Source organism: uncultured Thiodictyon sp., assembly GCF_903946935.1.
GTDB lineage: Bacteria > Pseudomonadota > Gammaproteobacteria > Chromatiales > Chromatiaceae > Thiodictyon.
The window spans coordinates 1-23,749 of record NZ_CAJAXH010000153.1; the positions used below are offsets into that span (position 1 = coordinate 1).

Consider the following 23,749-nt stretch of genomic DNA (forward strand, 5'->3'; position numbering starts at 1 on the left):
ACCTCACGAAGGTTCACGCACGGGGCCTCGGACAGTAAGGGGACCGACGTGCTTTATACCCGGGCCACCTGGCGTTGTCCAGTGTTGCGGACAACCGCCGGTTGCAACAGAGAGTCCTGGCTAGAACGGTTCCGCCCTGGAACACTGCACCAGACCGACTCAGTCGTCTGCCGGTGCCTCTTGGCCGCTAAATCCATCAGCGAGCAGCGCATTTTACAGCCTCCCAGAAAAGTGTCAAGCCGAGAATTAACGCGAGGGTGACGGGATCGCCGACATCTCAATGATGTCCGAAACGCCGCACCCTCCCCCACCTGGCGGCGCCCGCCGCTAAGACACCGAATCACCTTCGCGTCGCAGAGTAAAGACATGCCTTGCCAGCCGTCGGCCGAACGTCCCCAGAGAGAGCCAAGGCCCGCGAGGCTGGCGCCCGAATGCCGGTTGATGCACCATATCCGCGCACCAACCATCAGGTTGGCTCGGAGCACGGGTACAGGGAACACCGACCGTTTCGCCGCGACCTGCCTGCCTTTGGTCGCAAGATCGAAAGGCCGCCCGCAACGAACGGTCGGGGCCGATTTCGCCTTCACCAGGGCGTGCCGCACGCTCGGCCTCCCACAGCGCATCTTTCTGCCGCAGCCAGCGGACACCTACCTGTCCGCGCTCGGCTCGGACGGCATCCCGGATTTCGCACCGGCCGAGCAGCGCGCTCGAGCTCTTAGAAAGCCCGCACGTGATCGAACACCGGGTCGTCACCGACGCCCCCACGCGCCGGCAACGCTTTGAAGACGCGAATCGGGAGATCGCGGCGCAGGCCGATGTCGTGGTCTGCCTGATCCGTCGCGACAGCGAGGCCAAGCCCGGCGGCACCGCGCAGTTGCTCGAGCTGGCCCGGCACCGCCAGATCCCGGCCCTGGAGCTTGGGGTCTCGGTCCATGAGGGGCAGGTGCAACTTGAGGCCACCGACCATGGTTTCGCTGGGTTCAACGCACCGGTACTGCCGAGTCATCGAATTGATTGCGCTCGGCATCGGCTTCGGGACGCATCAATGGATTCACTGGGCCGCGCCATCCCGCAACTGGGCGCTTGCCCGGCTGCTGGCCGAGATCAACCGCTCGGTGCGCGCGCTCGGCAACCTGCACATGCCCTTGGACTATCTGTTTCGGCTGCGCCTGCCCGACGGCCTGGCGAGCCTGCTGCGCACCCTGAACATCCTGCATCTGCGCAGCACCCGACCCCAGCGCGACCACCCCTGGCACGCGGCGCTCGCCGATTACCTGCACGAGCGCCTGCGGGACCCCGACCATAAGAAAGGACAGATCGACTACTACCACGACCGCTGCCGCAAGGAACAGGCCCGCCTGCGTGCGAGCAATTGGACCTTCGCCGCCTGCTCCTTGTCCGCCATCCTGGCCACCGGCGTGAAGCTCTTGACCCTGGCGGGGCTGATCCAGCTCCCCGCGGAACCCGCCGCCCTACTGACCAGCACCTTGGGTGCCCTGGCGGTCTTCCTGCCGGTGCTGGCGGTGGGCGCACTCTCCTGGGCCGCCGCCCAAGACTATGAGGCGCGCGTCCACAGCTTCCGCGCCACCTTGACCTTCCTGGAGCGCGAGTCCGACGCGTTGGATCGGATCCTGCGCGACCAGAACGAGGCACCGGCACTGGGGCTCAGCGACGCACGGGACGCCCGGCGTGCGATCGAAGCCATCGAGCAGGAACTGCTCGGCGAGACCGCCGAATGGTATACGCGGCGGACCTTTGGCAGTGTTGCGTGAAACTCACGCCGGGACCCGGTGGGAGCGGCTTTACCGTGAAAGTCGTAGCAAGCTAATGTCTTTGAAGTATTTTTCACGCGACGACGACAGGATAGCGCAGGAGTGCCCCGTTAGCCTGACAGACTTTCATGATCAGGGGTGGCAGGTCCCCCTTCCATGGCCGTTAGCCGCGACGCGACATCGCAAGCCGCAGTGGCCTCGTCGCGGCTGAAACGGGGGCGGGGCCGGGCGACGCGTCGGCCGCAGGATGCGGTGACGATAGGAGGCTGTCACGCGGGCAGGCCGAGGATCGCGGCCTCGGCGTCTGCGAGTTCCGGCAGGCGGCGGCCATAGCCGTGGTACACGATCAGGCGGCGGGCCTCGGCGAGGTCGGCCGCGGGGGAACTGTCCGGCCAGGGATAGTCTGGTGCGCGGGCATCCTGCCCGCGTCTGGGCTTCGGGGCCTCTTGCCCTGCTGGGTGGCCGGACGGCGCCGCTGCCCCGTCCAACAGACCGGCCCACCAGAGGCGGACGCGGTAGAGCCGCACGTCGGCCAGGAAGAGCGGCATCGGGCCAGATTCGGCGATAACGAACGCCTCGTCCAGGGCCAGCCGGGCCGAGTCGCCGTCGCCGCGGACGGCGTGGCACCAGGCGGCGGTGAGCAGTGCCATGGGCAGGTAGTTCATCCTGCCGGCCTTACGCAGGCCGGCGACGGCGGCGGTGACCGCGGTCAGGTCCAGCGTCGGCGACGGCGGCGGCCCGGTCAGCAGTGCGCGCAGCAGCGCGGTGCGGGCCAGGGTCAGGTGGTCGAGGGCGATGGTGAGGAGCGGCGCCCGGTTGTCCTTCATCCATTGCAGCGTCGTCGTGGCCCGCCGTTCCACGTCATCGCAGCACGCAAGCACCTCCGCCGTCAGCGGCTCCGGCTGGCGGCCGGTGTCACCGAGCGCCCGCCACGCGGTGCGCTCGGCCGGGGCCAGCAGCCAGTCGCAGTAGCGGAAACCCGGCAGCGAGTAGAGCTGCGGGAACTGGGGTTGCCGTTCCCGCTGCATCCCCTCGGCCTCGGCGAACAGCCCCCCAGCCTCGGCGCGGGCGTCGGCCCACTCGCCTGACTGGTGCAGCGCATCGGCGGCGGTGATGCGGAAGGCCATGCGCCGGAAGGCATCGCCGCTGCGGTCCGCATGGTCGACGGCCGCGCGGGCATGGTCCAGCGCGTCGGTCAGCCGGCCCAGCGTGACATCCAACTCGCTGAGGTTGCCGGCGCCGCTCGCGGCGTTGTTCCAGTCCTCCTGCTGAACAAACACCGCCAACCCCGCCCGCATCGGCTCCAGCGCCTCGGTCAGGCGCCCGAGGGCGCGCAGCAAGAACGCGGCCTCGCCGAACAGCCAGGCCTGGTCGGGCGCGGTCAGGTTCGCGGACACCCGCTGCCAGGGCACCTCGAAGAAGGCCGCGACCGCGCCGAGATTCGCATTGATCGCGCCGAGCTTGCGCGAACTGAAGAAGCCATCGGCGCCGGTGCCGCGCAGGATGCGCTCGTCATAGACCTTCTCGCACGCCTCCTGCTGCCGCCCGGTCAGGCACCCATGCACCACGGCCTGATAGAGCGGTTGCAGTCCGTCGAGTGTCTCGGGCCGGTGCGGCGTGCTCGTACACAGGTACTCGAAGAGCCGCGCATGGGCGGCGCGAAAGGCCTCTGGCCTCGTGTCTTGCAGTTGCTGCGCGAAATAGCCGCGGATCAGCGGATGGGCGTCGATCCCGTCGCGCTCGTCGGGCTCGGGGCGGAGCTTGATCAGCCGGGCGTCCTGCAGGCGCGCCAAGAGGCCGCGCCAGCGGATGTCGCTCAGGCCCACCAGGGCCTCGGTGAGTCCGGGGATGGCCGGCGCGGCACGCAGTGCGGCGAGCAGGTCGGCGCCGGCGGGGCGGTCGAAGAGACCGGTCAGGCGCAGCACCGCGAGCTCTTGCGGGTCACCGTCGTCCTTGGCCTTGGCCAACCATTCCTCGTAGGTCGCGAGCACCCGCCAGGCGGTGCGTTGGCGCAGGTCGCGGGTCTCGGTATCGGCCTCGTGCAGGTCGCGGATGCAGTCGATGCGGCGGATGTCCTTGCGATGGAAGCGCACCAGAAACCGCCCGACCAGGTCGAGGCTCAGGGCATGACAGCCGAAGCGCTCGCAGGCCGCGGCCAACTCCGCGTCGGTGCCGGTGATCTGGAGTTGGCGCAGCAGGGCCACCGCGGTGTCGCGGGCCAGGTCTTCGAGGTCCCGCCGGTCCTTGCCGACAAAGCCCCGCAGGTGCTCGCGGCTGGTGATGACGAGTAACCCCGGATTGCGTTGGGCCAGGGCATGGATGAAGGTCGCCAGATCCGGGTCCAGCAACTGGCCGGCCTGGGGGCTGCCCGGCGGGTATTGCAGCGGCTCCAGACCGTCGAGCACGAAGAGCGTGCGCTGGGCCTGGACCAGCCGGGCCAGGCGCTCGCCCTTGCCGGGGCGGTTGGGGTCCGGGTCGCCGAAGAAGTTGAGCGCCTGCTCGAAGAAGGCGCCCAGGTTGCCGGCGCGGGCCGCGGGCTGGTCGCCGTCGCCCCTGCCGCCGTCGGCGGTGCCGGTGCCCTGGTCGTAGAAGCTCCAGTCGAAATAGGCGCCCAACAGCGGCGCGCCGTCCGCGTCCTGCCAGTTGCGATCAATGAACCGGGTCTGTAACCAGTTGATCAGGAGCGCGGTCTTGCCGACCCCGCCCCAGGCGACGATGACGAGCGCGTGGGTGCCGTCGGCCCAGGCCTGGTCCAGCCAGTCCAATTCAGCGTCGCGGCCCAGGAAGTCCTCGGCAGAGTGGCGGTAGACGATGCGGGAGGTGGCGATGCGTGGCTCGGGGGCGAGGGTCGGGATGATGGTGCGCAGATCGCCCAAGAGTTGGCCGTAGAGGTCGCGCTCGGTCTCGAACCGCTCGCCGGGGTAGCGGCGGGCGAGGCGCAGACGGTTCAGGTGCTCAGGCTGGGCCGCGATGCCGGCGGGTGTGACGTAGCTGGGCCGCGATGCCGGCGGGTGTGACGTAAAGGAAGAGCCGCACGCCGTGGTGCAGTGCCTGGAAGGCTTCCCATTGGGTATAGGTCAGGTCGCTTAAGTCGCCGAGTGCGGCGCGCAGCTCCGGGTAGTTGTTCAGAAACGTCGGCTCGGCTTGCAGAAAGTCCACAACCGCCTTGGCATTGGCGGGGTCGCCGGGCTGCTCGCCGATCAGGTGGATCACCGCGGCGCAGTTGCGGACATAGTCGCCGACCTTGCGCACGGTATCGGTGTCGTCGCCCGGCTGGCGGAAGACCTCCTGCCACTTGACCTCGCAGTCGGCGCGGACCAATTGCCGGGCCAGGTGCTCGCGCAGCCCCGCAAAGGGTGCGCCGGGGTGTTGAAACTCCCGCGAGACGCAGGAGATAAAGACGCGGTTGTTGTCCGACATGCCGTGACACCTCGCCCGATCCGCGGCCGTGTGTGCGGCCATCGCCTTGTCTGGGACAAGTGTAAGGCTTTGCCGGCCGGGCGGCTACGAGCGCCGTACCGATCCTTCGGCTTCAGTGATGCTTGGCGGTTTCGGCGTTCCTGGCGCGGGGCGCCAAACACGGGCTCACGGTCGACCATCGCCCTGCCCCTCGTTTCCGGGCCGCCACGGTCGAACGATGCGACGGCGGTCACAGTCCGCGCACACTCACGTAACCGTTCGGCAAGAAATCGCTCCTTGCGGGTTTACCCCATAAGGGTTTTCCCCTACACTCCCGACCACACGCTAACGACCGGCCGGCAGTTCCGCCCTGATCGGAGCAAAATTGGACCAAAAAAACAATGGTCCAGACCTGGACTCAATGACGATCGGACCACGGCACCGCCGCTCGGCACGAACCGAACGGTTGGCCTTTATGAAAAAAACCCTGATCTCCAGCGCACTGATCGCCGCCCTGCATCTGCTCGGCACCGACGTCCAGGCCGCAGGCTTCCACGGGCACGCACAATCGGGAAGGGCATCCTACTATCACGACCGCTTTAACGGCCGCCGCACGGCAAGCGGCGTCCCCTACAACAAAAACGAACTGAGCGCCGCACACAAGACACTCCCGCTGGGGACCCGGGTGCGGGTCACCGACCCACGCAGCGGCCGCAGCGTCATCGTGCGCATCAACGACCGCGGACCCTATGTCCGGGGCCGCGTCATCGACCTCTCGCGCGCCGCCGCGAGCGAAATCGGGCTCGTCTCCAAGGGGGTCGGCAAGGTCCAACTCGAGGTGCTTGGAAGACCCGAGAAGGCCGGGATCTGATCGGCCTCGATCACTGACCTCCCGGCAAATGATATTCGTCGCCGCCAGGGGCCGCTCCTACCGGTAGGAGCGGCCCCACGCAGTCCCGCCACGGTTCTCGTCCGGCGGGCGGTCAGCGGCGAAAACTGGCTGACCGATCAGCCCATCAGCGCCCGCATCTTCTCAGTGGTCGGCGCCAGCACCACGCCCCGCTCGGTGACGATGGCGTCCACCAGGGCGGCGGGGGTCACGTCGAACACCGGGTTGCGGGCGGCGCAACCCACCGGGGCCAGGCGCCGACCGCCGCAGGAGAGTAGCTCCTCCGGGTCGCGCTCCTCGATGGGGATCTCGGCACCGCTCGCGAGCTCCATGTCGACCGTGGAGGTCGGTGCCGCGACCATCACCTTGACCCCGTGATATTTGGCCAGCACCGCCAGTCCGTAGGTGCCGATCTTGTTGGCCACATCGCCATTGGCGGCGATGCGATCGGAACCGACGATCACCCAGCCGATCCCGCCGCCCGCCATCAGGCTGGCCGCCGCCCCGTCCGCCTGTAGGGTCACGGGGATACCCGAGTCCATCAGCTCCCAGGCGGTGAGGCGCGCACCCTGCATCCAGGGCCTGGTCTCGTCCGCGTAGACCCGGCGGATCTTGCCGGCGGCATAGGCGCTGCGAATCACGCCCAGGGCGGTCCCATAGCCGCCGGTGGCAATCGCCCCGGCATTGCAGTGGGTGATGACATCGGTCGGCCCCTCGATCAGTTCGGCGCCCAGGTCGCCCATGCGCCGGTTGGCGGCGCGATCCTCCGCATGGATCGACAGGGCCTCATCCAGCAGGGTCTGGACCGGATCGCTGCCATCCAGGCGGTCGATCAGGGCGCGCATCCGGCGTACCGCCCAGGCGAGGTTGACGGCGGTCGGGCGGGCCGCGGCCAGGCGCTCCAGGTCGGGGACGATGGCCGCCTGCCAGTCGCGGCCGGCCGCGCCGTAGGCCGAACGCGCGGCCAGCACCACACCATAGGCGGCCGCCACCCCAATGGCCGGGGCGCCGCGCACCACCATTGACTGGATGGCCTCGGCCACCGCCGGGGCGGTGTCGTAGACCAGGAACTCGACCCGGTCGGGCAACAGCCGCTGCTCGGCCAGATAGAGTCGACCGTCGTGCCAGAGGGCCGCGTCGTCGGGGGTGGGGGTGGTCGGGATATTGGTTTCCATGGGGGCTCCGGTTAGGATGATTCCCCCCCATTGTCGCCGATTCGCCCCCACTGCCATAGGACCTGACTCATGCAAGCCGAGCTCCTGATCTACCCCCAGTGGTTGCTCCCGGTCGACCCGCAGGACCGGGAACTCGTGGACCATGCGGTCGCGGTGGCCGACGGGCGCATCCTCGCCGTCCTGCCGAGCGCCGAGGCACGCCGCTCGATCGCCGCGGCCCGCGTGCTGGAACTACCCGGCCATGTGCTGATCCCGGGACTGGTCAACGCCCACACCCATGCGGCCATGACCCTGCTGCGCGGGTTCGCCGATGACCTGCCCCTGATGACCTGGCTCCACGACCACATGTGGCCCACCGAACGGCGTTGGGTCGACCCGGGGTTCGTGGGCGACGGCAGCCGGCTGGCGGTGCTGGAGATGCTGCGCGGGGGGGTGACCTGCTTTAACGATATGTATCTCTATCCGGAGGTGACGGCCCAGGTGGCGGCCGACGCCGGGATGCGGGCGGTGATCGGGATCGTCGTGGTGGACTTCCCGACCGGTTACGCCGACGGTGCGGATGCCTACCTCGCCAAGGGCCTGGCCATGCACGCACACTACCGCGACCACCCGTTGATCCGCATCGGTTTTGCGCCACACTCACCCTATGCGCTCGCCAACGCGCCCTTGGAGCGGGTGCGTACCCTGGCCGACGAACTGGAGTTGCCGGTCCATATCCATCTGCATGAGACCCGCGACGAGGTGATCCAGTCCCTGCGCGACCACGGTGAGCGCCCCCTCGCCCGCCTGGAGTCGCTGGGCCTCATCGGGCCGGGGCTGGTGGCGGTGCATATGACCCAATTGGAGGATGCCGAGATCGAACGCCTGGCCGCCGCCGGTGCCCATGTGGTGCATTGCCCGGAGTCCAACCTCAAGCTCGCCAGCGGATTCTGCCCGGTCGCACGGCTGCTGGAGGCCGGTGTTAACGTCGCCCTAGGCACCGACGGGGCGGCCAGCAATAACGACCTGGACCTGCTCGGCGAGATGCGCACCGCCGCCCTGCTGGCCAAGGGCGTGTCCGGCTCGGCCGCGGCGCTCCCGGCGGCCCAGGCCCTGCGCATGGCCACGCTCAATGGCGCCCGCGCGCTGGGGCTGGAGCGGGAGATCGGCTCCATCGAGCCCGGCAAGTCCGCCGACCTGGTGGCGCTCGATCTGCGCGACGCCCAAACCCAGCCCATGTACCGCCCGGTCTCGCAACTGGTCTACGCGGCCGGGCGCCATCAGGTGCGACAGGTCTGGATCCGGGGCCGCCAGGCGATCCGCGACGGCGCCCCGACCAGCCTCGATCCGGCGGCGGTGATCGGCGCGGCCGAGGTCTGGGCGCAACGGCTGCGCCCCGCCTGAATCACCGCGTGTCAGACCGATCCTACATCGCGGCCAGCCTTTTCCCCGGCCACCACGGGCGCTTTGTCCCTCCCGGCCAGCAGACCGTCCGGCTATCCTGATCACCATTGAAGGGAGAGCAAACAGGACCGGTCACAGGACACCGGGCGCGATCAGGGTGCGGCAAGGACGCCGTGACAGGGAGCGCGCAACAGGGAGCAGGATGCAGATGGGCAGATCGATGGACACGAGGCCCCGGGGAACACCAGGCGCGATCGGCGCGCGGCAGGGACGCAGCAAAAAAAGGGAAGTGCGACAGGGAGCAGGAGGCAGATTGGGCAGTTCGATGGACCCGAGGCCCCAGGGGACACCAGACGCGATCAGGGTGCGGCAGGACGCCGTGACAAGGACGTGCGAGCGCGCGACAGGGAGCAGGAGGCACACGGGCAGTTCGATGGACACGAGGCCCCAGGGGCGGCGGCAGGAACAAGGAGCACGCGGGCTCAACCGGATTGACGGCGGACACGACTCCAACGAAGGAATTTCAGCCAGGGAGGGCACTCTTAAGAGACCCGCCGATCGTCGACCCCACGGCCGACTGTCGGCGGGTCTTTGCGTCTGGCGCGCATCACCCCCAAGCGATGCTGAGGGCAAGCCGACGCGCCGAACCCAGGATACCAGGGCCATCCAGCCCCTGGCGGCCGACCGGCAATTCGCAACGACCCACCGGTGGTGAACGACCTACACTCCCCCTCGGGATTGCTGCACCGCCCCCTCTCCCATGACCCTGGATTCCCAGCAGACCAGACGCTAGCGGCCTTGCCCATCCTGCGTGAGGTCGAGTCAGAAAGGTCCTACACCGCGGTCGGCGTTTTCCACCGGCACCCCGGGAACTTGCTCCCTATCCGGCATCGCGCCACCGCCCTATTCTGTAGCCATCGCCAGGACGCGAACAGGACCGGTAACAGGAGACCGGGCGCGATCAGGGAGCGACAGGGACGCCGTGACAAGGACAGTGCGACCGCGCGACAGGGAGCAGGATGCCGGGCAGTTCGATGGACACGAGGCCCCAGGGGCGGCGACAGGAACCCTCAGGAGTGTGCCGGATCGACCAGACCGACTGCATAGACGCAGTTTTGATAAGGATTGTCCGCCAGGGACGGCACTTTTGCAAACCCGCCGACAGTCGGACCAACAGCCGACTGTCGGCGGGTCTTTGCGTGGGCACGCCAACCCGCTCGCCCCGACGCGTCTCGACAGACAAGCCAGCGGCCAACCCTCGACCCGACGCCTGCACGGCCGGACTGCAATCCCACCGCCGCCCCGATCAGCACGAGACCCTAAGATGAAGCCCTTGCGCATCCACTCCCCCGCCACCGCCGTCGCGCTCCTGTTCGCCGCCCTCGCCGCCCACCCCGTTTGGGGCGACGCCCAAGGCCCGATACCCCAGACCATCGCCTTGCCCGCCGGGGACTTCCAGATGGGCTGCCTGGCGGGCGACCCGGTGTGCCACGACAACGAACAGCCCGTCCACACCGTGAGCCTCCCCGCCTTTGCGATCGGCAAGACCGAGGTCACCTTCGCGCAGTGGGACGCCTGTGTCGCCGCGGGCGGCTGCGCACACGCGCCGAACGATGCCGGCTGGGGCCGGGGCAAGCGGCCAGTGGTCGATGTCTCCTGGGACGACATCCAGCAGTATCTGGCCTGGCTCAACCAGCAGACCGGGGCACACTACCGCCTGCCGAGCGAGGCCGAATGGGAATATGCCGCCCGCGCCGGCACCACCACCGCCTTCAGCACCGGCAACTGCCTCACCACCGACCAGGCCAACTATAGCGACAGCACCGACTATCCCGGCTGCGGCGCCAAGAGCGGGGTGTCGCTCGGCAAGAGCCAGCCGGTGGCGAGCTATCCCGCCAATCCCTGGGGGCTCTTCGACCTGCACGGCAATGTCTGGGAGTGGGTACAGGACTGTTGGCATGACAGTTATACCGATGCACCAGCGGACGGCGCGGTGTGGAGCTCGGCCTGCACAGACAGTCAGCAGCGGGGCATCCGCGGCGGTTCATTGGACAGCGATCCGCACTTTCTACGCGCCGCCTTCCGCCTGCGCGGTCTCACCGATCTGCGCAACGCGTCAATCGGTTTCCGGGTGGCCCGAACGCTCGCCCCGCCGCGGGACATCGGCCAGGCGCAACAGCCGCGGTAGCCGCCCCTGCGCGATGAGCTCGGCATAGGTGCCGCGCGCCGCGATCCGGCCGGCATCGAGCAGCAGGATCTCGTCCATGTCTTCCAGGCCCACTGGCCGATGGGTGACGAGCAGCACCGTGCGCCCGGCCATGAGGCGCCCGACCGCTTGGAGCAGCGCCCGCTCAGCGGCGGCGTCCAGACCCTCGGTCGGCTCGTCCAGGAGCAGGATCGGGGCGTCTTTCAGAATGGCCCGGGCGACCGCGATACGGCGCGCCTCGCCACCGGAGAGCCGCACCCCGGTCTCGCCGACCCAGGTGTCGTAACCCACCGGCAGGGCGGCGATGAAGTCATGGACCTGGGCCGCCCGGCAGGCGGTATCCAGGTCGGCCTGGGACGCGTCCGGGCGGGCGAGCAGCAGGTTGTCGCGGATACTGGCGTTGAACAGGTGGCTGTGCTGTGAGACCAGGGCGAGGTGCCGACGCACCTCCTCGCCCCCATAGTCGGCCAAGTCGTGACCGCCGAAGCGGATCTCACCCCGATCCGGGGCCCAGAAGCGCAGCAGCAGGTTGAAGAGCGTGGTCTTGCCCGACCCGCTGGACCCGACCACCGCGACCCGCCGCCCGACCGGCAGGTCCAGGTCGATCCCGTCCAGGGCCGCCCGCGCGGCCCCCGGATAGGTAAAGCCGACCCGGTGCAGCCGCAGATCGAACCCCGCGGGCGCGGGCGATGGCCCCGGCGGTTCGACCACCGCGGGCGGTGCATCCACGATGGCGAACAGCCGCCGGGCCGCGGTCAGCGCCGCCCCCAGCAGTTGGAAGGCCGCGGGCAGCGGGGCCACCGACTCGAAGGCGGCCAGGGCCAGGAGTGCCAGCATGGCGAGCTCGGGCGGGTCGAGCCGCCCCGCGCGCAGCAGCGGGATCGCCAGCCACAGGAGAGCCCACAGGGCTAGATTGGCGCACAGCCCCAGCAGCCCCTGCGCGGCACCCGCAAAGCCACCCAGACGCACCTGAGCGGCGGCCAGGTCCGCGCTCACCGCGTTCAGCCGCAGCACCTGGGACTCGGCCGCACCATAGATCAGGAGTTCCGGGAGCGACTGGACCCCGTCGACGGCCGCCTCCCGCAGGGCCGACTCGGTCTCGATCACAGCACGCCCGGGGGCGGCACCGACCCGCGCGCTCCACAACGGGACCAGCACCCCGCCAGCGATCAGTAAGGCCAACAGGGTCAGCGCCAGGGCGCCGTCATAGCGGGCCAGAAAGGCGGTGATGAGCGCCACCCCGGCGAGCGCGGTAAGCAAGGGCACCAGGGTGCGGACATAGAGCTGCTCCAGCGAATCGATATCCGAGCGGATCCGGCTCAACAGGTCGGCGCTATGGATCTCCTGGAGTCGCGCCGGGGCCAGCGGCTCCAGGTGCCGATAAAACCAGACCCGCAGATGGGAGAGCAGGCGCAGGGTCGCCTCGTGGGTGACCAGCCGCTCCAGATAGCGCCCGCCGGTGCGGGCGATGGCGCTGCCGCGGATCAATGCCGCGGGGGTGAAATAGTTGATGGACGCCCCGGCGGCGCCGGCCCAGGCCATGGCGGCGATGAACCAGCCGGAGACCGCCAGCAGGCAGACGTTGGCGAGCAGGGTGAGTAGCGCGGCGCCGAAGCCCAGCAGGACCCACCCCCGATAGGGTGCGAACAGCCCCAGCAGTCGAACCAGGGTGCGTAGATTGCCGGCGGGCGCTGGCCTCATGGCGCGCCCCGATAGGCCGCGACCATCCGCCGATAGGGACCATCGCGGGCCAGCAGCTCGGCGTGCCCACCCGACTCGACCACCCGCCCCTGCTCCAGCACCAGGATGCGGTCGGCCCGCTCGACCGTGGCCAGCCGGTGGGCGACCACTAGCAGGGTGCGATTGCGCGCAAGGGCGTCGATGCCCAGTTGTACCGCCGACTCGCTCTCCGGGTCCAGGCTCGCGGTGGCCTCGTCCAGGATCGCCAGTGGGGCGTCGCGCAGAAAGGCGCGGGCCAGGCTGAGGCGTTGAATCTGCCCGCCGGAGAGCCCGGCGCCGCGCTCACCGAGCGGCGTGAGATAGCCCAGTGGCAGTGACTCGATAAAGTCCGCCGCCTGGGCCAGGCGCGCCGCCTCGCGCACGCGCGCCAGCGGCGCATCCGGGGCGCCGAGGCGGATCGTGTCCAGGATGGTCCCGCGCAACAGGCGCGGCGCCTGGGGCACCCAGGCCAGGCGGCGGCGCCAGTCGGCAAGGTCCAGTGCGCTGAGGTCTTGCCCATTGACCAGGACCGCGCCCTGGTCCGGCCGGATGAAACCCAGCAGCAGGTTGACCACCGTGGTCTTGCCGGCACCGCTCGCACCCACCAGGGCCACCCGCTCACCGGCCCGGATCGTAAAGTCGGCACCGGCGAGCGCCGGCCGCCCGGGCTCATAGGCAAAATGCACGGCGGCAAAGCGGATGGCCAGCGGTCCCCCGGGGGCGAGTCCCGCCGTCGCCGGGCCACGGTCTGGCAGCGGGGTATCCAGGATCGCGAGCAGTCGCTCGGCCGCGCTCACCGCCTGCGCCCGCCCGTGGTAATGGGTACCAAGCTGGCGCAGCGGCTGATAAAACTCAGGCGCCAGCAGTAGGATGAAGAAGCCCTGGAGGAAGCCGAGCTGGGGCAAGGCGGCCCAGTCGGGGAGCGGCAGGCTCAGATGGTAAAGCCGGAAGCCGATGAAGACGGCCAGGAGCGCAATCCCCATGCTCGCGAACAACTCCAGCACCGCCGAGGAGAGGAAGGCCACCCGCAGCACCCGCATGGCGCTGAGGCGATAGTCGTCGGAGATGCGGGCGATGACCTGGGCCTCGCGGCGGCTGGCATTGAACAGCTTGAGCGTGGTGAGTCCCTGGATGGTATCGAGAAAATGCCCGCCCAGCCGCGCCAGTTCCTGCCAGTGCCGCTGGTTGATCTGCTCCGCGCCCTTGCCGATCAAGAGCATGAAGAGCGGGATCAGGGGGGCGGTCAGCAGCAGGACCAGCCCGGAGAGCCAGTCCATGGGAAAGACGACGATCAGGATCGCGAGCGGAATGATCGCGGTCAGGGCCATGGCCGGCAGAAAGCCGGCGAAATAGGCGCTCAAGGACTCGATCCCGGCAATCAGGTCCTCGACCAGTGCGCCGCTACGCTCGCCCGCCAGCCAGCGGGGTCCCAGCGCCTGAATATGGGCGAAGACCCGCGCCCGCAGGTCGACCTTCACCCGCACCGCGCCCTGCACCGCGGCCTGGTCGCCCAGCCACGCCAGAACCGCCCGCCCGGCAAAGACCCCGAGCAGGGGCCACAGCCAGACCTGCGCTTGGCGCAGGTCCGCGCCGTGGAAGATCGCCGCATCGACGGTCGTGGCCAGCAACCAGGCCTGGAAGATGGTCAGCAGCCCGCCCGCCGCCGCAGCGCCGATGGCGAGCGTGAGCCAGGGCCCGGCCAGGTGCCGCTGGGCCTGGAGCCAGGCGCGGGGGGATGGCGCCGCAGATTGCTCCTCGCGACCGTCGCTCAGGCGGATGGCCCCGCGTCGTCGACCTGGCCGAAGCACTGCTCCGACTCATACCACATGACATTGATGATGCCGAAGGCCACGGCCAACAGCACGCCTAATAGCCAGGCGAAATACCACATCGGTCTTGCTCCTCAGCGGGCCGCTTCACGGCCCGCTTGGTTAAAAACATTCGTTGTCGCGTGACACCGCTGCGCGGTATCACGGATATCCGGTCATTGGCACTTGCCGCAGGCGGCCTTGACCTTGATCATCGCTCCGGCCAGCGGCCATCCTCTGGAGTCCAAGGCTTCAGCCTTGGTCTTGTCCAGCCAAGGCTGAAGCCTTGGACTCCGGCCCCGGGGTGGGGCCGGAACGATGATCAAGGCCCCGCGGGCCGTCGCGGCCGGGGGGCCGCTCCTACCCGGGTATCAATAAGCCAGGTGCTCCTGCTGGAGGATCTCATCCACCGTCACCCGCCGCCACATCTTGGTGTAGGTCCAGGCGGTATAGCCCAGGATGATTGGGATGAAGATGGCCGCGGCCCAGAACATCACCGTCAGGGTGAGGTGGCTGGAGACCGCGTCCCAGGCAATCAGGCTGTGCCCCGGATGGGTGCTCGATGGCATGATGAAGGGGAACATGGCGGCCCCGGCCGTCATGATGATACCGGTCAGTGCCAGCGCACTCGCGCCCAGTGCCCACCCCGCCCGGTTGGCCCCGGAGAGCAGGATGGCCAAGCCCAGACCGGCAAAGCCCAGGATGGGGAACGCCAGCGTCCAGGGATAAAGGCTGTAGTTGTGGAGCCAGGCCCCGGCGGCGATATCCACCGTCTTGCCCAGCGGGTTCGCCACCGCCCCCAGGGCCGGCATCTCGATCACCCGGAAGCCATCGATCCCCAGGGCCAGCCAGACCCCGGCGAGCGCGAAGGCGCCGACGGTCGCCAGTCCGGTGCGCCGGGCCCAGACCGCGGCCCGGGAGGCGATCGGCTCGGCCGTGCGCAATTGCAGCCAGACCGCCCCGTGCAGGGTCAGCATACCCAGGCTCACAACCCCGACCAACAGTGCAAAGGGGTTGAGCAGACCGAAGAACCCGCCTGAATAGGACGGCCGCAGGAACTCATCCAATTGGAAGGGCACGCCCTGCAACAGATTGCCGAAGGCGATACCGAAGACCAGGGCCGGCACCGCCCCGCCCACGAAGAGCCCCCAGTCCCACGCGTTGCGCCAGTGCGGGTTCTCGATCTTGCTGCGGTAGTCGAAGCCCACCGGCCGGAAGAACAGGGCGAAGAGCGCCAACAACATGGCGAAATAAAAGCCAGAGAAGGCGGTGGCATAGACCAGCGGCCAGGCGGCGAAGATCGCGCCGCCGGCGGTGATCAGCCACACCTGATTGCCGTCCCAATGGGGGCCGACGGTATTGATGATGACGCGGCGCTCCAGGTCGTTCTTACCCAGGAAGGGCAACAGGGTGCCCACGCCCATGTCCATCCCGTCGGTGACGGCGAAGCCGATCAACAGCACGCCGACCAGCACCCACCAGATGAATTTCAGTGTTTCGTAGTCGAAAATCATGATGTATCTCCTTGCGCCTTCAGTGCTCGTTGCGTGCCGCGAGCGTACCGCCGCCATAGCCGCCGCGCGGCCGGTCCAACTGACCGTCGGGGTGGCCCTCAGGGCGCTCATGGAAATATTTGCCGGTGTGCAGGGAACTCGGCCCCATGCGTCCGAACTTGAACATCAGGAACATCTCGATAATGAACAGGATGGTGTAGAAGACCAGGAACCCGGTGAGGCTGACCCGCAGATCGGTGGCGGTGAGGCTGGAGGCGGCGATGGCGGTGGGCAGCACCTCACCGATGGCCCAGGGTTGGCGGCCGAACTCGGCGACGAACCAGCCGGTCTCCACGGCCAGCCAGGGGACCGGGATACTGAGCACGAAGAGCCACAGCAGCCAGCGGTGATTCTGGATGGTACGCCGGGCGTTGAACCAGAAGCCGACGACCATCAGCAGCAGCATCCAGACACCGGCCCCGACCATGACCCGGAAGGCCCAGAAGATCGGCGCGACCTCGGGGATCGAGTCCTTGGTCGCCTTCTGGATCTGCTCTTCGGTGGCCGTGGCCGGATTTTCGGTGTAGCGCTTGAGCAGCAGGCCGTAGCCCAGGTCCGCCTTGTGTTCGGCAAAGCGCGCACGGTTCTCCGGGGTGTCGGCGCCGGTGCGCAACTGCTTGAGGTATCCATAGGCGATCATGCCGTTACGGATACGGGCCTCGTGCCCCTTCATCAGGTCCTTGAGCCCAGTCACCTGGGTATCCAGTGAGCGGGTGGCGATCAGGCCCAGCAGATAGGGGATTTTGATCGCATCGGCGGTCTCGGCCTCGTCGTTGCTCGGCAGGCCGTAGACAGTGAAGGCCGCCGGGGCCGGCTCGGTCTCCCATTCGGCCTCGATCGCCGCGAGCTTAACCTTCTGTATCTCGCCGATCTCGTAGCCCGACTCGTCGCCCAACAGGAGCACCGAGAGGATCGCGGCCATCCCAAAGCCCACCGCCACCGCAAAGGAGCGCTTGGCGAACGCCAGGTCCCGACCCTTGAGCATGTACCAGGCGCTCAACCCCAGCACGAACATGGAACCCGTCACATAGCCGGCCGCAACCGTGTGTACGAACTTGACCTGAGCCACCGGGTTCAGCAGCAACGCCGAGAAGCTCACCATCTCCATGCGCATGGTTTCAAAGCTGAATTCCGAGCCGACCGGATTCTGCATCCAGCCGTTGGCGATCAGAATCCAGAGCGCCGAGAGATTGGACGCCAGGGCGGTGAGGAAGGTCACCCCCAGGTGCTGGACCTTGGACAGGCGCTCCCAACCCAGGAAAAAGAGCCCGATGAAGGTCGACTCCAGGAAAAAGGCCATGAGCCCCTCAATGGCCAGGGGCGCACCGAAAACGTCGCCAACATAGTGGCTGTAGTAGGCCCAGTTGGTGCCGAACTGGAACTCCATGGTCAACCCGGTGGTTACCCCGAGCGCGAAGTTGATCCCGAACAGCTTGCCCCAGAACTTGGTCATGTCCCGGTAGATGGTCCGACCGGTCATGACATACACGGTCTCCATGATCACGAGGATCCAGGATAGACCCAAGGTCAGGGGAACAAACAAAAAATGGTACAGGGCCGTGCTGGCGAACTGCCAGCGCGACAACTCGATCATGGTGCTGTCCAGCATGATGTTTTCCCAAACAAAGGGCAGTGGATGACAGGGAGCCGGCGTCCCCCCCATGAACCGGGCGGCCCCGGGAGAACCCGCCCGCGATGCTAGACCGACACCGCAGGCGGCGCGTTGCGAGATCGCAATGCTATCTGACAACAGGGTCCCCGCGCGCCCAAGCTCCGAGGCTGGCCAAGTTTGTTCAGACACCCAATCCTGGGGCGCCTGGGAGCGCCGACATTCTGTCGGCGAAGGCGCGTAGGGCCGTTAGGGTCCTCGCGAAAACAACGCCCCCCGGAAATATCACAGACATCCTCTGTCTCTGCTCCCAACCCCTGGGACGCCTGACAGATGCCTGCCCTCGTTGCCCACTCCCCCTGAGATGCCTGACAACTCTCAGCCGTCGCTGCTCCCAAGAGCAAATATAGATGGCTCCGACTTCCGCACACCACCTCCCGCGTCGTCGCCTCTTGCACTTGTTCGCGGGTACCCGTCTCCGACGGATCGATGCACGGATCTCCCCGGTACCGCATACTCTCAATGTCAGGCGCGATACTGGGCGCGTGGCTGGCGACTACTCAGGTGGCAGTTCCACCCACTGGATTAAGCGACATTGCCACGTCGCACTGCCTCCTTAACCCTCGCGGTGTTCGATCAACAGCGGCTCAACAGCAGGCGCCGCTAAGAGTTTCCGAACGGGCAACTGAACCGGGTCGGCGCTCCCCCGTCAGCACCGTCATACACCACAATGAAGCGGATCTCGCCGTCCCGGATGCCGACGGCCTCCAGACCCTCGGGCTTGACACCAGAATCGCCGCAAGACACCAACCTGTCGCTCAGGACCTTTCCATTCTGATCGACCGGGGGACATCCAATCCGGCATAGCGCCTTGACGCGGTTCCCAGCGCCCTGTCGATCCTTGCCGATCAGTGCGTCTTGCCCATCCCAGAAATAGAGCTGATAAGGCGTGGGCTCACTGCCCACCGGCCCACCGAGTACAAGAAACCCGCCACCGGGCGCTTCGGTCATGGCCCGAATACCGCGTCCGCCGAGGTCCAGAAAGCGATCCTCGGTCTTGACCGCGTCAGTGTCGAAGCGGTTATCCGCGAACGTCACCGCGAGGACCGGAATCACTGGACCCCGCAGCGATGGCCCGCGTAAGCCAAACAGCAACCCGTCGCCATCGACCGCGAGGCCCTCGATATCGATGCCGTTCTCCTTGCTTGGAATTGCGCGGAACCGGTCGAGGATCGGGTGCTTCTTGAATGCTTCATCCAAGGTGATCTGCTCAAGTGAGCCGGCTACGAGCGCCCCAGAGGCGTCAAGTTTGAGTCGGAATACCTGCTTGCGCGACGGCTCGTCTTTGGGTGGCTCGGCCAGACGGGCATGGTTCTCAGCAACGGTCTTGCCCGCTTTTGCCTCATTGCGGGCCAGCGAATGCGAACCGGTGACATAGAGGTAGTCGGTACCCCAGGCCAGCCCTTCGATATCGTCATCCGCACCCTTGCTGTCGAGCAGAATGGGGCTTGAGGGGACGGCCTGGTAGGTGTCGGTACCGGTCTTCGTGAACACCTGAATGCTCGCTCCCGCGTCCGATCCGATCGCCAGCAACGTGCCCCTGATCGCGATAGCGCTAACATTGAGCGGATCGATTGCCAGGTCAGAAAGCGTCAGTGTCCCTTCCTTTCTGGCATCCGGTAGGTCCGCAGACGAGGGGGATGACAGGGCCGTCAGTAACCCGGCTGTCGTCAAGCTCAACAGGAGCGGGAAGGACACGAATGATTTTGGCATCATGGTATCTCTGTGCGTGGCTAATTGAGCGCCGCCGGCATGAAGTCGAAGCGGCGCCGCGGACCAATGAAGCCGGGGGGGCGATCCTCGACCCGACGGCTTCCACAATCTTACGAGAGTCCCAGCTGCTTTTTTCGCTCCGCGTAGTAGAATTCAACGCGCTTGATGAAATGATCCCATGGGAAATGTTTGCCGGGATCCGTGTGGCTACCGAGCTTGAACACGGCGGTCGCCTGGTCATGTCCGATAATTCCTTCGTGGCCCTTTTCAAGCTCCGTATTTGTCAGGTGTTTGCGCGGCAAGTCGTATTTCAGGCAGTATTGGGCCGCCGCGTTGGCGGCGTTCTCCAGCAAGGCCGTGCTGTAGTTGTCTGACCAGTCCGCGGCACCTTGTGCCGCATAACCGGCCAACTCCAGTTGGATTCCGTCGCTGTTAGCGCCGGGCGCGGCGTAAGCGACGTGGTTATCGAGGACGCATTGCACGATACTGTTGTTGTCGATACACAGGTGTGCCGATGCCTGGCGATTCTTGGGCAAACCCTGAAAATATTTCGCAACATTTTCGGCGGTGTTTGCAGTCTCAGGTGCTTCCATCGTGTGGATCACGACCCGATGCACCACGCGCGACTTGTTCGTAATTTTCTTGTACCATCTGGCTTCGACGACCGGCCAATGGTCGGTATCGGGACCGGTGAAATTACCCATAGCGGTGGCCTCATTACGTACGTTGACGATTTTCGGCCAAGACGGCGATTGCTCGGCTTGGCCTGCTTTGGCGGGCACTCGGGAACACGGCCAGGGCCGCGTCCCGCGGGATGCCCCTAGACTCCGTAAAACGAATAGGGCAGGTCCCTGCCCGGCCCAACGTCAGATGCTCCACTCATCATTGATGATGCCGACCAGGACCCAGGCATTCCCTAGCCGTTCAAACGCCAATCGCAGATCTACCCAATCCAGCCCGGCCGTGACCTCAGCGCCTCGGAGAGCGATGTCGTCTCAAAAAAGTGCTGGCGGAGCGAGTTCGCGGCGTCGGATGGAGGCATTTCTTGAGCGATCTATCTGGGGCGTATGCCAGCTCGTGCCTGCGCGACCGTGACGTCTTTCGGTTCGAGATGCGTCGGATCCCAGCCGACCTTGATTCCGGCATCCCAATCGTGCGAAGCGATCGCTGCATCAATAGCGCCAACGAGTTTCTTAGGAACGCCCCAACGAATCCCGGTTACGATCCCAGCAGCTTCTGCCGCAGCGGCCAGCTGCAGAAAGTATTGTTTGCTCATGTTTATTGGCGAGTCGTCATCGAGCAGGTCGACTGCCAGGGCTTCCGGTGTGCCGTCAGCCGCAGTAACATTATGAAAGCCGTATAGTAACTTGGAGTGACCCGCCGCATATGCTTTCCTTTGATCTGCTTCGGAACGCCATCCATCCTGTATCCGCGGACGCATCCCCTTTGCTTCAAGTTCTGCAATCACCCGCGCTATGCGACTGCGAAAAGTTGGGTAGAGTTCAGAAAGGCGCGTGGCATTTCTGCTCTTGCGGTCTGGCTCTTTCATCTCGCTCTCCGGTTGAAATTTCTTGAGTTTCTTGCGCGCATGCAACAACGACGATGGCATAAAGCGACCCCCGTTAATAGTGGCGGACAGAGCGCATCAGGGAAAGGGTATTTGGCACCGACCACGTTTAGTTTTGCAGAGAAGAGCTTGGAGTAGCTGAGATAATGAAAAATGTTCGGACGCCTGTTATCCAATGTCTTTCGTGCGGTTATCATTATTCATCTCGTTCTTCGATTTCCTTCGCGTCACCTGTCGAACCCATGAGCTCATGTTACAAAGGGGGTGCAGGTTTGGCAGTCCCGGTAGCAACCTACGCCCCTGTAAGCGGATATACGGACAAGCGGTGATGCTGCTGCCCCTCGGTGGCCTGGCCGCGCGACTTCGCTTCATGGCCCGAGCCAGTCACTTTGTGTCACGGGAGCGCAATCCACGCGGCGGCGCGGCGATGAGGGTTTCGATTCTTGCCTCAGGAACCAGGAACTTCGTGACCGAGAAACATCCCCGCCTGCACCGCATACCGCACCACGTCCGCCACGCTGTGCAGCCCCAGCTTGTGCATCAGCCGGTTGCGGTAGGTATCGACGGTGCGGGGGCTGATGGCGAGGGTGCGGGCAATCGCCTTGCTGCTGTGCCCCAAGGCGACCAGTCGGAGCACCTCCCGCTCCCGGTCGGACAAGGCGGCGGGCTTGTGGCCGTTGCGCTGCAGGGCGCGGAGTCTGGCCCGGATGGACGGGGTGACGAAGGTCCCGCCGGCGGCGATGCCGCGCACCGCCATGACCAGTTCCTCGAACGAGTTGTCCTTGAGGACATAACCCGCCGCGCCCGCCTCCTGGGCCTCCTGCGCGGCGGCGGGGTCGTCGTGCATGGTGAGCAGCAAGCAGCGGGTGTCGAGCGCGGCGGCCTCGACCCGGCGGACCACCTCGATGCCGGTCGCCTGGGGCATGGAGAGGTCCAGGATGGCGATTGCTGGTTGGTGGGTCAGGATCAGGCCCCAGGCCACCGCGCCGTCGGCGGCCTGGCCCAGCAGGGCGATGTCGGGTTCGGCCTGGAGCAGGGCGGCGAGGCCCTGGCGGACGATGGCGTGGTCCTCGGCAAGTATGACGCTTATGGGCACAGGATCGGCTCCTTGGTCAGGGGGACACAGATGCGTACGAGGGTCCCCCGACCGGGCGTACTGCGGACGCAGGCGCGGCCGAGGACACTCGCGGCACGCTCGCGGATCATGCACAGCCCGAGTCCGGCGGGACGCTCGCCGGTGCGGCTGAGGTCGAAGCCAACCCCGTCGTCACTGATGGCCAGGATCAGCCGGTCGTTGGTACGCACACGAAAAACCACCTCGACGTGGCTCGCGGCGGCGTGGCGCACCGCGTTCGATAGGGCCTCGCGAAAGGCGAGAAAACACTGCTCCTTGACCTGCTCGTCCAGGGTGAAGGTGGCGTCGACCGCGCAGACCTGGATGCCGATGCCGGTGCGCTGGGCGGTCTCGCTGCACTGGTGGCGGATGGCGTCGAGCAGCGACAGGCGTTCCAAGAACAGGGGACGCAGTTCGCCACTCACCGCGCGCAGCCCCCGCAGCACCTCACCGGCCTCCTCGATAAGCCGGTCCAGCAGCGCGACCGGGGCCGCTTCCCGACGCTCGGCCAGTGCGCGCGCCTGCTTCAGCCCAAGATTGAGCGCCTGCATGGTCTGGCCGACCCCGTCGTGCAGGGTCGCCGCGAGCCGGCCGCGGGCCTCGCGCTCGGCGTCGTTGCGCAGGCGGCGCACCTGCTGGGCCTGTGCCGCGCGGGCGCGCACGGTCTGGATGCCGAAGGCGAGGTCGTCGGCGAGCTCCGCGAGCAGCGCGACCTCCATCTGGTCGAAGGCGTCCGGGGTGTCCGCGAAGATGCTGAAGTTGCCGAATGGCGCCCCGTCCGCGCGCAGCGGCAGGGCGATCATGGAGCGGTAACCTTGGTCCAGTGCCGCGGCGGCCCAGGGGGCGAGCGCCGACGGGGTGGTCAGGTCACGCAGGATGACCGGTGCCCCGCCCTCGCCGGCGAGGCGGCAGGCGCTGCGCTGGTCGCCGCGGTTGGCAAAGGCGAGGACCGCGGCGGCGAAGGCCCCGTCGCGCTGGCCGCTATGGGCCATCAGCCGGACCGGCGCACCGCCGCGCCGCCCGGCGTAGCCGATCCAGGCGAAGGCGTAGCCGCCCACCTCGACGAGATTGGCGCAGAAGGCGTGCAGAAGCGCCCGCTCGTCGAGGGCGCGGGCGAGGCTGCGGTTGCAGCGTGAGAGCACGGCGTGGGTGCGGCCCAGACGCCGCAGTTCATCCGCGGTCTGTCGGCGCCACGCGAGGTCGCGGGTGACGCCGACCACGCGTTCGATCCGGCCCTGGACGTCGGCACAGGGGACGAGACAGCCGACGAAACGACTGGCGACGGCTGGCCCGTCACCGGTGAACTCGAACTCGCTGGCCTGGCCGGCGAAGGCCGCGGCCAACAGTCGGGCTACCCGGTCCTGGTCGGCCGGGTCCACCAACTCCAGAAAGAGCCCCTGACGGCCGGGGTCCCCACTGGGCGCGGGCGCTGACGGGGGCGGGACAACCAAGTGGCCAGTCGCCCCGATGACGTGATAGGACAGGGGCGGCCGGTCATCCGGGTCTTGGGGGCAGTCTTGGTCCATCGGAATCACGACTCCGGACTGGTGGTGCTCCTGGTAAGGGCGGACTCACTCGGCGCGCAGCCGGGACTGGCCATGCACGGGGACCGCACTCGCCCTCGGCTGCTCCTTAACCGGGCAGCATGAACGGCAGCATATACCAAGGATCAGGGTCCAATCCAGGGCCAGGCATCCACCACGAAGAACCACGGTCACGGCTATGGCGCCCGCGCCACCCCGAAAGATGAAAGTGGCGGGCGCCTTGGCGGTTCCCCCACCC

General features: G+C 67.1%; 18 protein-coding genes. 4 read left to right on the forward strand and 14 right to left on the reverse strand.

The genetic code is table 11. The features are described 5' to 3' along the window. Positions 1 to 715: 715 nt before the first annotated feature. A complete protein-coding gene (locus QZX93_RS13660) occupies positions 716 to 949 on the reverse strand; it encodes a hypothetical protein (RefSeq protein ID WP_295393034.1) in 234 nt (77 codons plus the stop codon). A gap of 16 nt (positions 950 to 965) precedes the next feature. Between QZX93_RS13660 and QZX93_RS13665 the strand changes: the two genes are divergently transcribed. After that, a complete protein-coding gene (locus QZX93_RS13665; RefSeq protein ID WP_295393033.1) occupies positions 966 to 1,772 on the forward strand; it encodes a hypothetical protein in 807 nt (268 codons plus the stop codon). 269 nt (positions 1,773 to 2,041) lie between these two features. On the opposite strand, the gene QZX93_RS13670 is transcribed toward QZX93_RS13665, so the two are convergent. Together QZX93_RS13670 and QZX93_RS13675 are read right to left on the reverse strand one after the other, a co-directional pair. Beyond that, entirely contained in the window at positions 2,042 to 4,648 is a 2,607-nt protein-coding gene (locus QZX93_RS13670; protein WP_295393032.1) for a hypothetical protein, read from the reverse strand. A gap of 79 nt (positions 4,649 to 4,727) precedes the next feature. After that, the gene (locus tag QZX93_RS13675) at positions 4,728 to 5,192 is read right to left on the reverse strand and encodes a hypothetical protein (RefSeq protein WP_295393031.1); all 465 of its coding nucleotides are present in this window, start codon (positions 5,190 to 5,192) and stop codon (positions 4,728 to 4,730) included. A gap of 454 nt (positions 5,193 to 5,646) precedes the next feature. On the opposite strand from QZX93_RS13675, the gene QZX93_RS13680 reads away from it, so the two are divergent. Then, positions 5,647 to 6,042 carry a septal ring lytic transglycosylase RlpA family protein gene (locus QZX93_RS13680; RefSeq protein ID WP_295393030.1) on the forward strand — a complete coding sequence of 132 codons (396 nt, stop codon included), beginning with the start codon at positions 5,647 to 5,649 and terminating at the stop codon, positions 6,040 to 6,042. A 137-nt stretch (positions 6,043 to 6,179) separates the two neighbouring features. Here the strand turns inward: QZX93_RS13680 and mtnA are convergent, their stop codons facing one another. Next, the gene (mtnA, locus tag QZX93_RS13685; protein WP_295393029.1) at positions 6,180 to 7,235 is read right to left on the reverse strand and encodes an S-methyl-5-thioribose-1-phosphate isomerase; all 1,056 of its coding nucleotides are present in this window, start codon (positions 7,233 to 7,235) and stop codon (positions 6,180 to 6,182) included. A gap of 69 nt (positions 7,236 to 7,304) precedes the next feature. Here mtnA and QZX93_RS13690 point away from each other — a divergent pair, with 69 nt between their 5' ends. Together QZX93_RS13690 and QZX93_RS13695 are read left to right on the forward strand one after the other, a co-directional pair. After that, positions 7,305 to 8,618: a TRZ/ATZ family hydrolase gene (locus QZX93_RS13690; protein ID WP_295393028.1), complete on the forward strand. Its 1,314-nt coding sequence runs from the start codon at positions 7,305 to 7,307 to the stop codon at positions 8,616 to 8,618. Between the two features lie 1,324 nt (positions 8,619 to 9,942). Then, positions 9,943 to 10,806, forward strand: coding sequence for a formylglycine-generating enzyme family protein (locus QZX93_RS13695; protein WP_295393027.1), 864 nt, complete (start codon positions 9,943 to 9,945; stop codon positions 10,804 to 10,806). Here the strand turns inward: QZX93_RS13695 and cydC are convergent. From cydC to QZX93_RS13745, 10 genes are all read right to left on the reverse strand, one after another. Continuing rightward, positions 10,735 to 12,525: a thiol reductant ABC exporter subunit CydC gene (gene cydC, locus QZX93_RS13700; protein WP_295393026.1), complete on the reverse strand. Its 1,791-nt coding sequence runs from the start codon at positions 12,523 to 12,525 to the stop codon at positions 10,735 to 10,737. The genes QZX93_RS13695 and cydC overlap by 72 nt on opposite strands. Next, entirely contained in the window at positions 12,522 to 14,351 is a 1,830-nt protein-coding gene (gene cydD, locus QZX93_RS13705) for a thiol reductant ABC exporter subunit CydD (RefSeq protein ID WP_295393025.1), read from the reverse strand. The genes cydC and cydD overlap by 4 nt, the downstream gene beginning before the upstream one ends. Beyond that, the gene (gene cydX / locus QZX93_RS13710; RefSeq protein WP_295393024.1) at positions 14,312 to 14,434 is read right to left on the reverse strand and encodes a cytochrome bd-I oxidase subunit CydX; all 123 of its coding nucleotides are present in this window, start codon (positions 14,432 to 14,434) and stop codon (positions 14,312 to 14,314) included. Before cydX ends, cydD begins: the two co-directional genes overlap by 40 nt. 288 nt (positions 14,435 to 14,722) lie before the next feature. Further along, a complete protein-coding gene (cydB, locus tag QZX93_RS13715) occupies positions 14,723 to 15,865 on the reverse strand; it encodes a cytochrome d ubiquinol oxidase subunit II (protein WP_295393023.1) in 1,143 nt (380 codons plus the stop codon). A 19-nt stretch (positions 15,866 to 15,884) separates the two neighbouring features. Further along, a complete protein-coding gene (locus tag QZX93_RS13720; protein WP_295393022.1) occupies positions 15,885 to 17,513 on the reverse strand; it encodes a cytochrome ubiquinol oxidase subunit I in 1,629 nt (542 codons plus the stop codon). 663 nt (positions 17,514 to 18,176) lie between these two features. Further along, positions 18,177 to 19,289 (reverse strand): DUF3616 domain-containing protein, encoded by a 1,113-nt coding sequence (locus tag QZX93_RS13725; RefSeq protein ID WP_295393021.1) that lies wholly within the window; start codon positions 19,287 to 19,289, stop codon positions 18,177 to 18,179. A gap of 107 nt (positions 19,290 to 19,396) precedes the next feature. Further along, positions 19,397 to 19,990 carry an N-acetylmuramoyl-L-alanine amidase gene (locus tag QZX93_RS13730; RefSeq protein WP_295393020.1) on the reverse strand — a complete coding sequence of 198 codons (594 nt, stop codon included), beginning with the start codon at positions 19,988 to 19,990 and terminating at the stop codon, positions 19,397 to 19,399. A gap of 350 nt (positions 19,991 to 20,340) precedes the next feature. Beyond that, positions 20,341 to 20,895 carry a hypothetical protein gene (locus QZX93_RS13735; protein WP_295393019.1) on the reverse strand — a complete coding sequence of 185 codons (555 nt, stop codon included), beginning with the start codon at positions 20,893 to 20,895 and terminating at the stop codon, positions 20,341 to 20,343. Between the two features lie 406 nt (positions 20,896 to 21,301). Beyond that, positions 21,302 to 21,949: a response regulator transcription factor gene (locus QZX93_RS13740; RefSeq protein ID WP_295393018.1), complete on the reverse strand. Its 648-nt coding sequence runs from the start codon at positions 21,947 to 21,949 to the stop codon at positions 21,302 to 21,304. After that, on the reverse strand, positions 21,940 to 23,493 hold the full coding sequence (locus QZX93_RS13745) for a GAF domain-containing sensor histidine kinase (protein ID WP_295393017.1): 1,554 nt from the start codon (positions 23,491 to 23,493) through the stop codon (positions 21,940 to 21,942). The genes QZX93_RS13740 and QZX93_RS13745 overlap by 10 nt, the downstream gene beginning before the upstream one ends. Between the last annotated feature and the right edge of the window lie 256 nt (positions 23,494 to 23,749).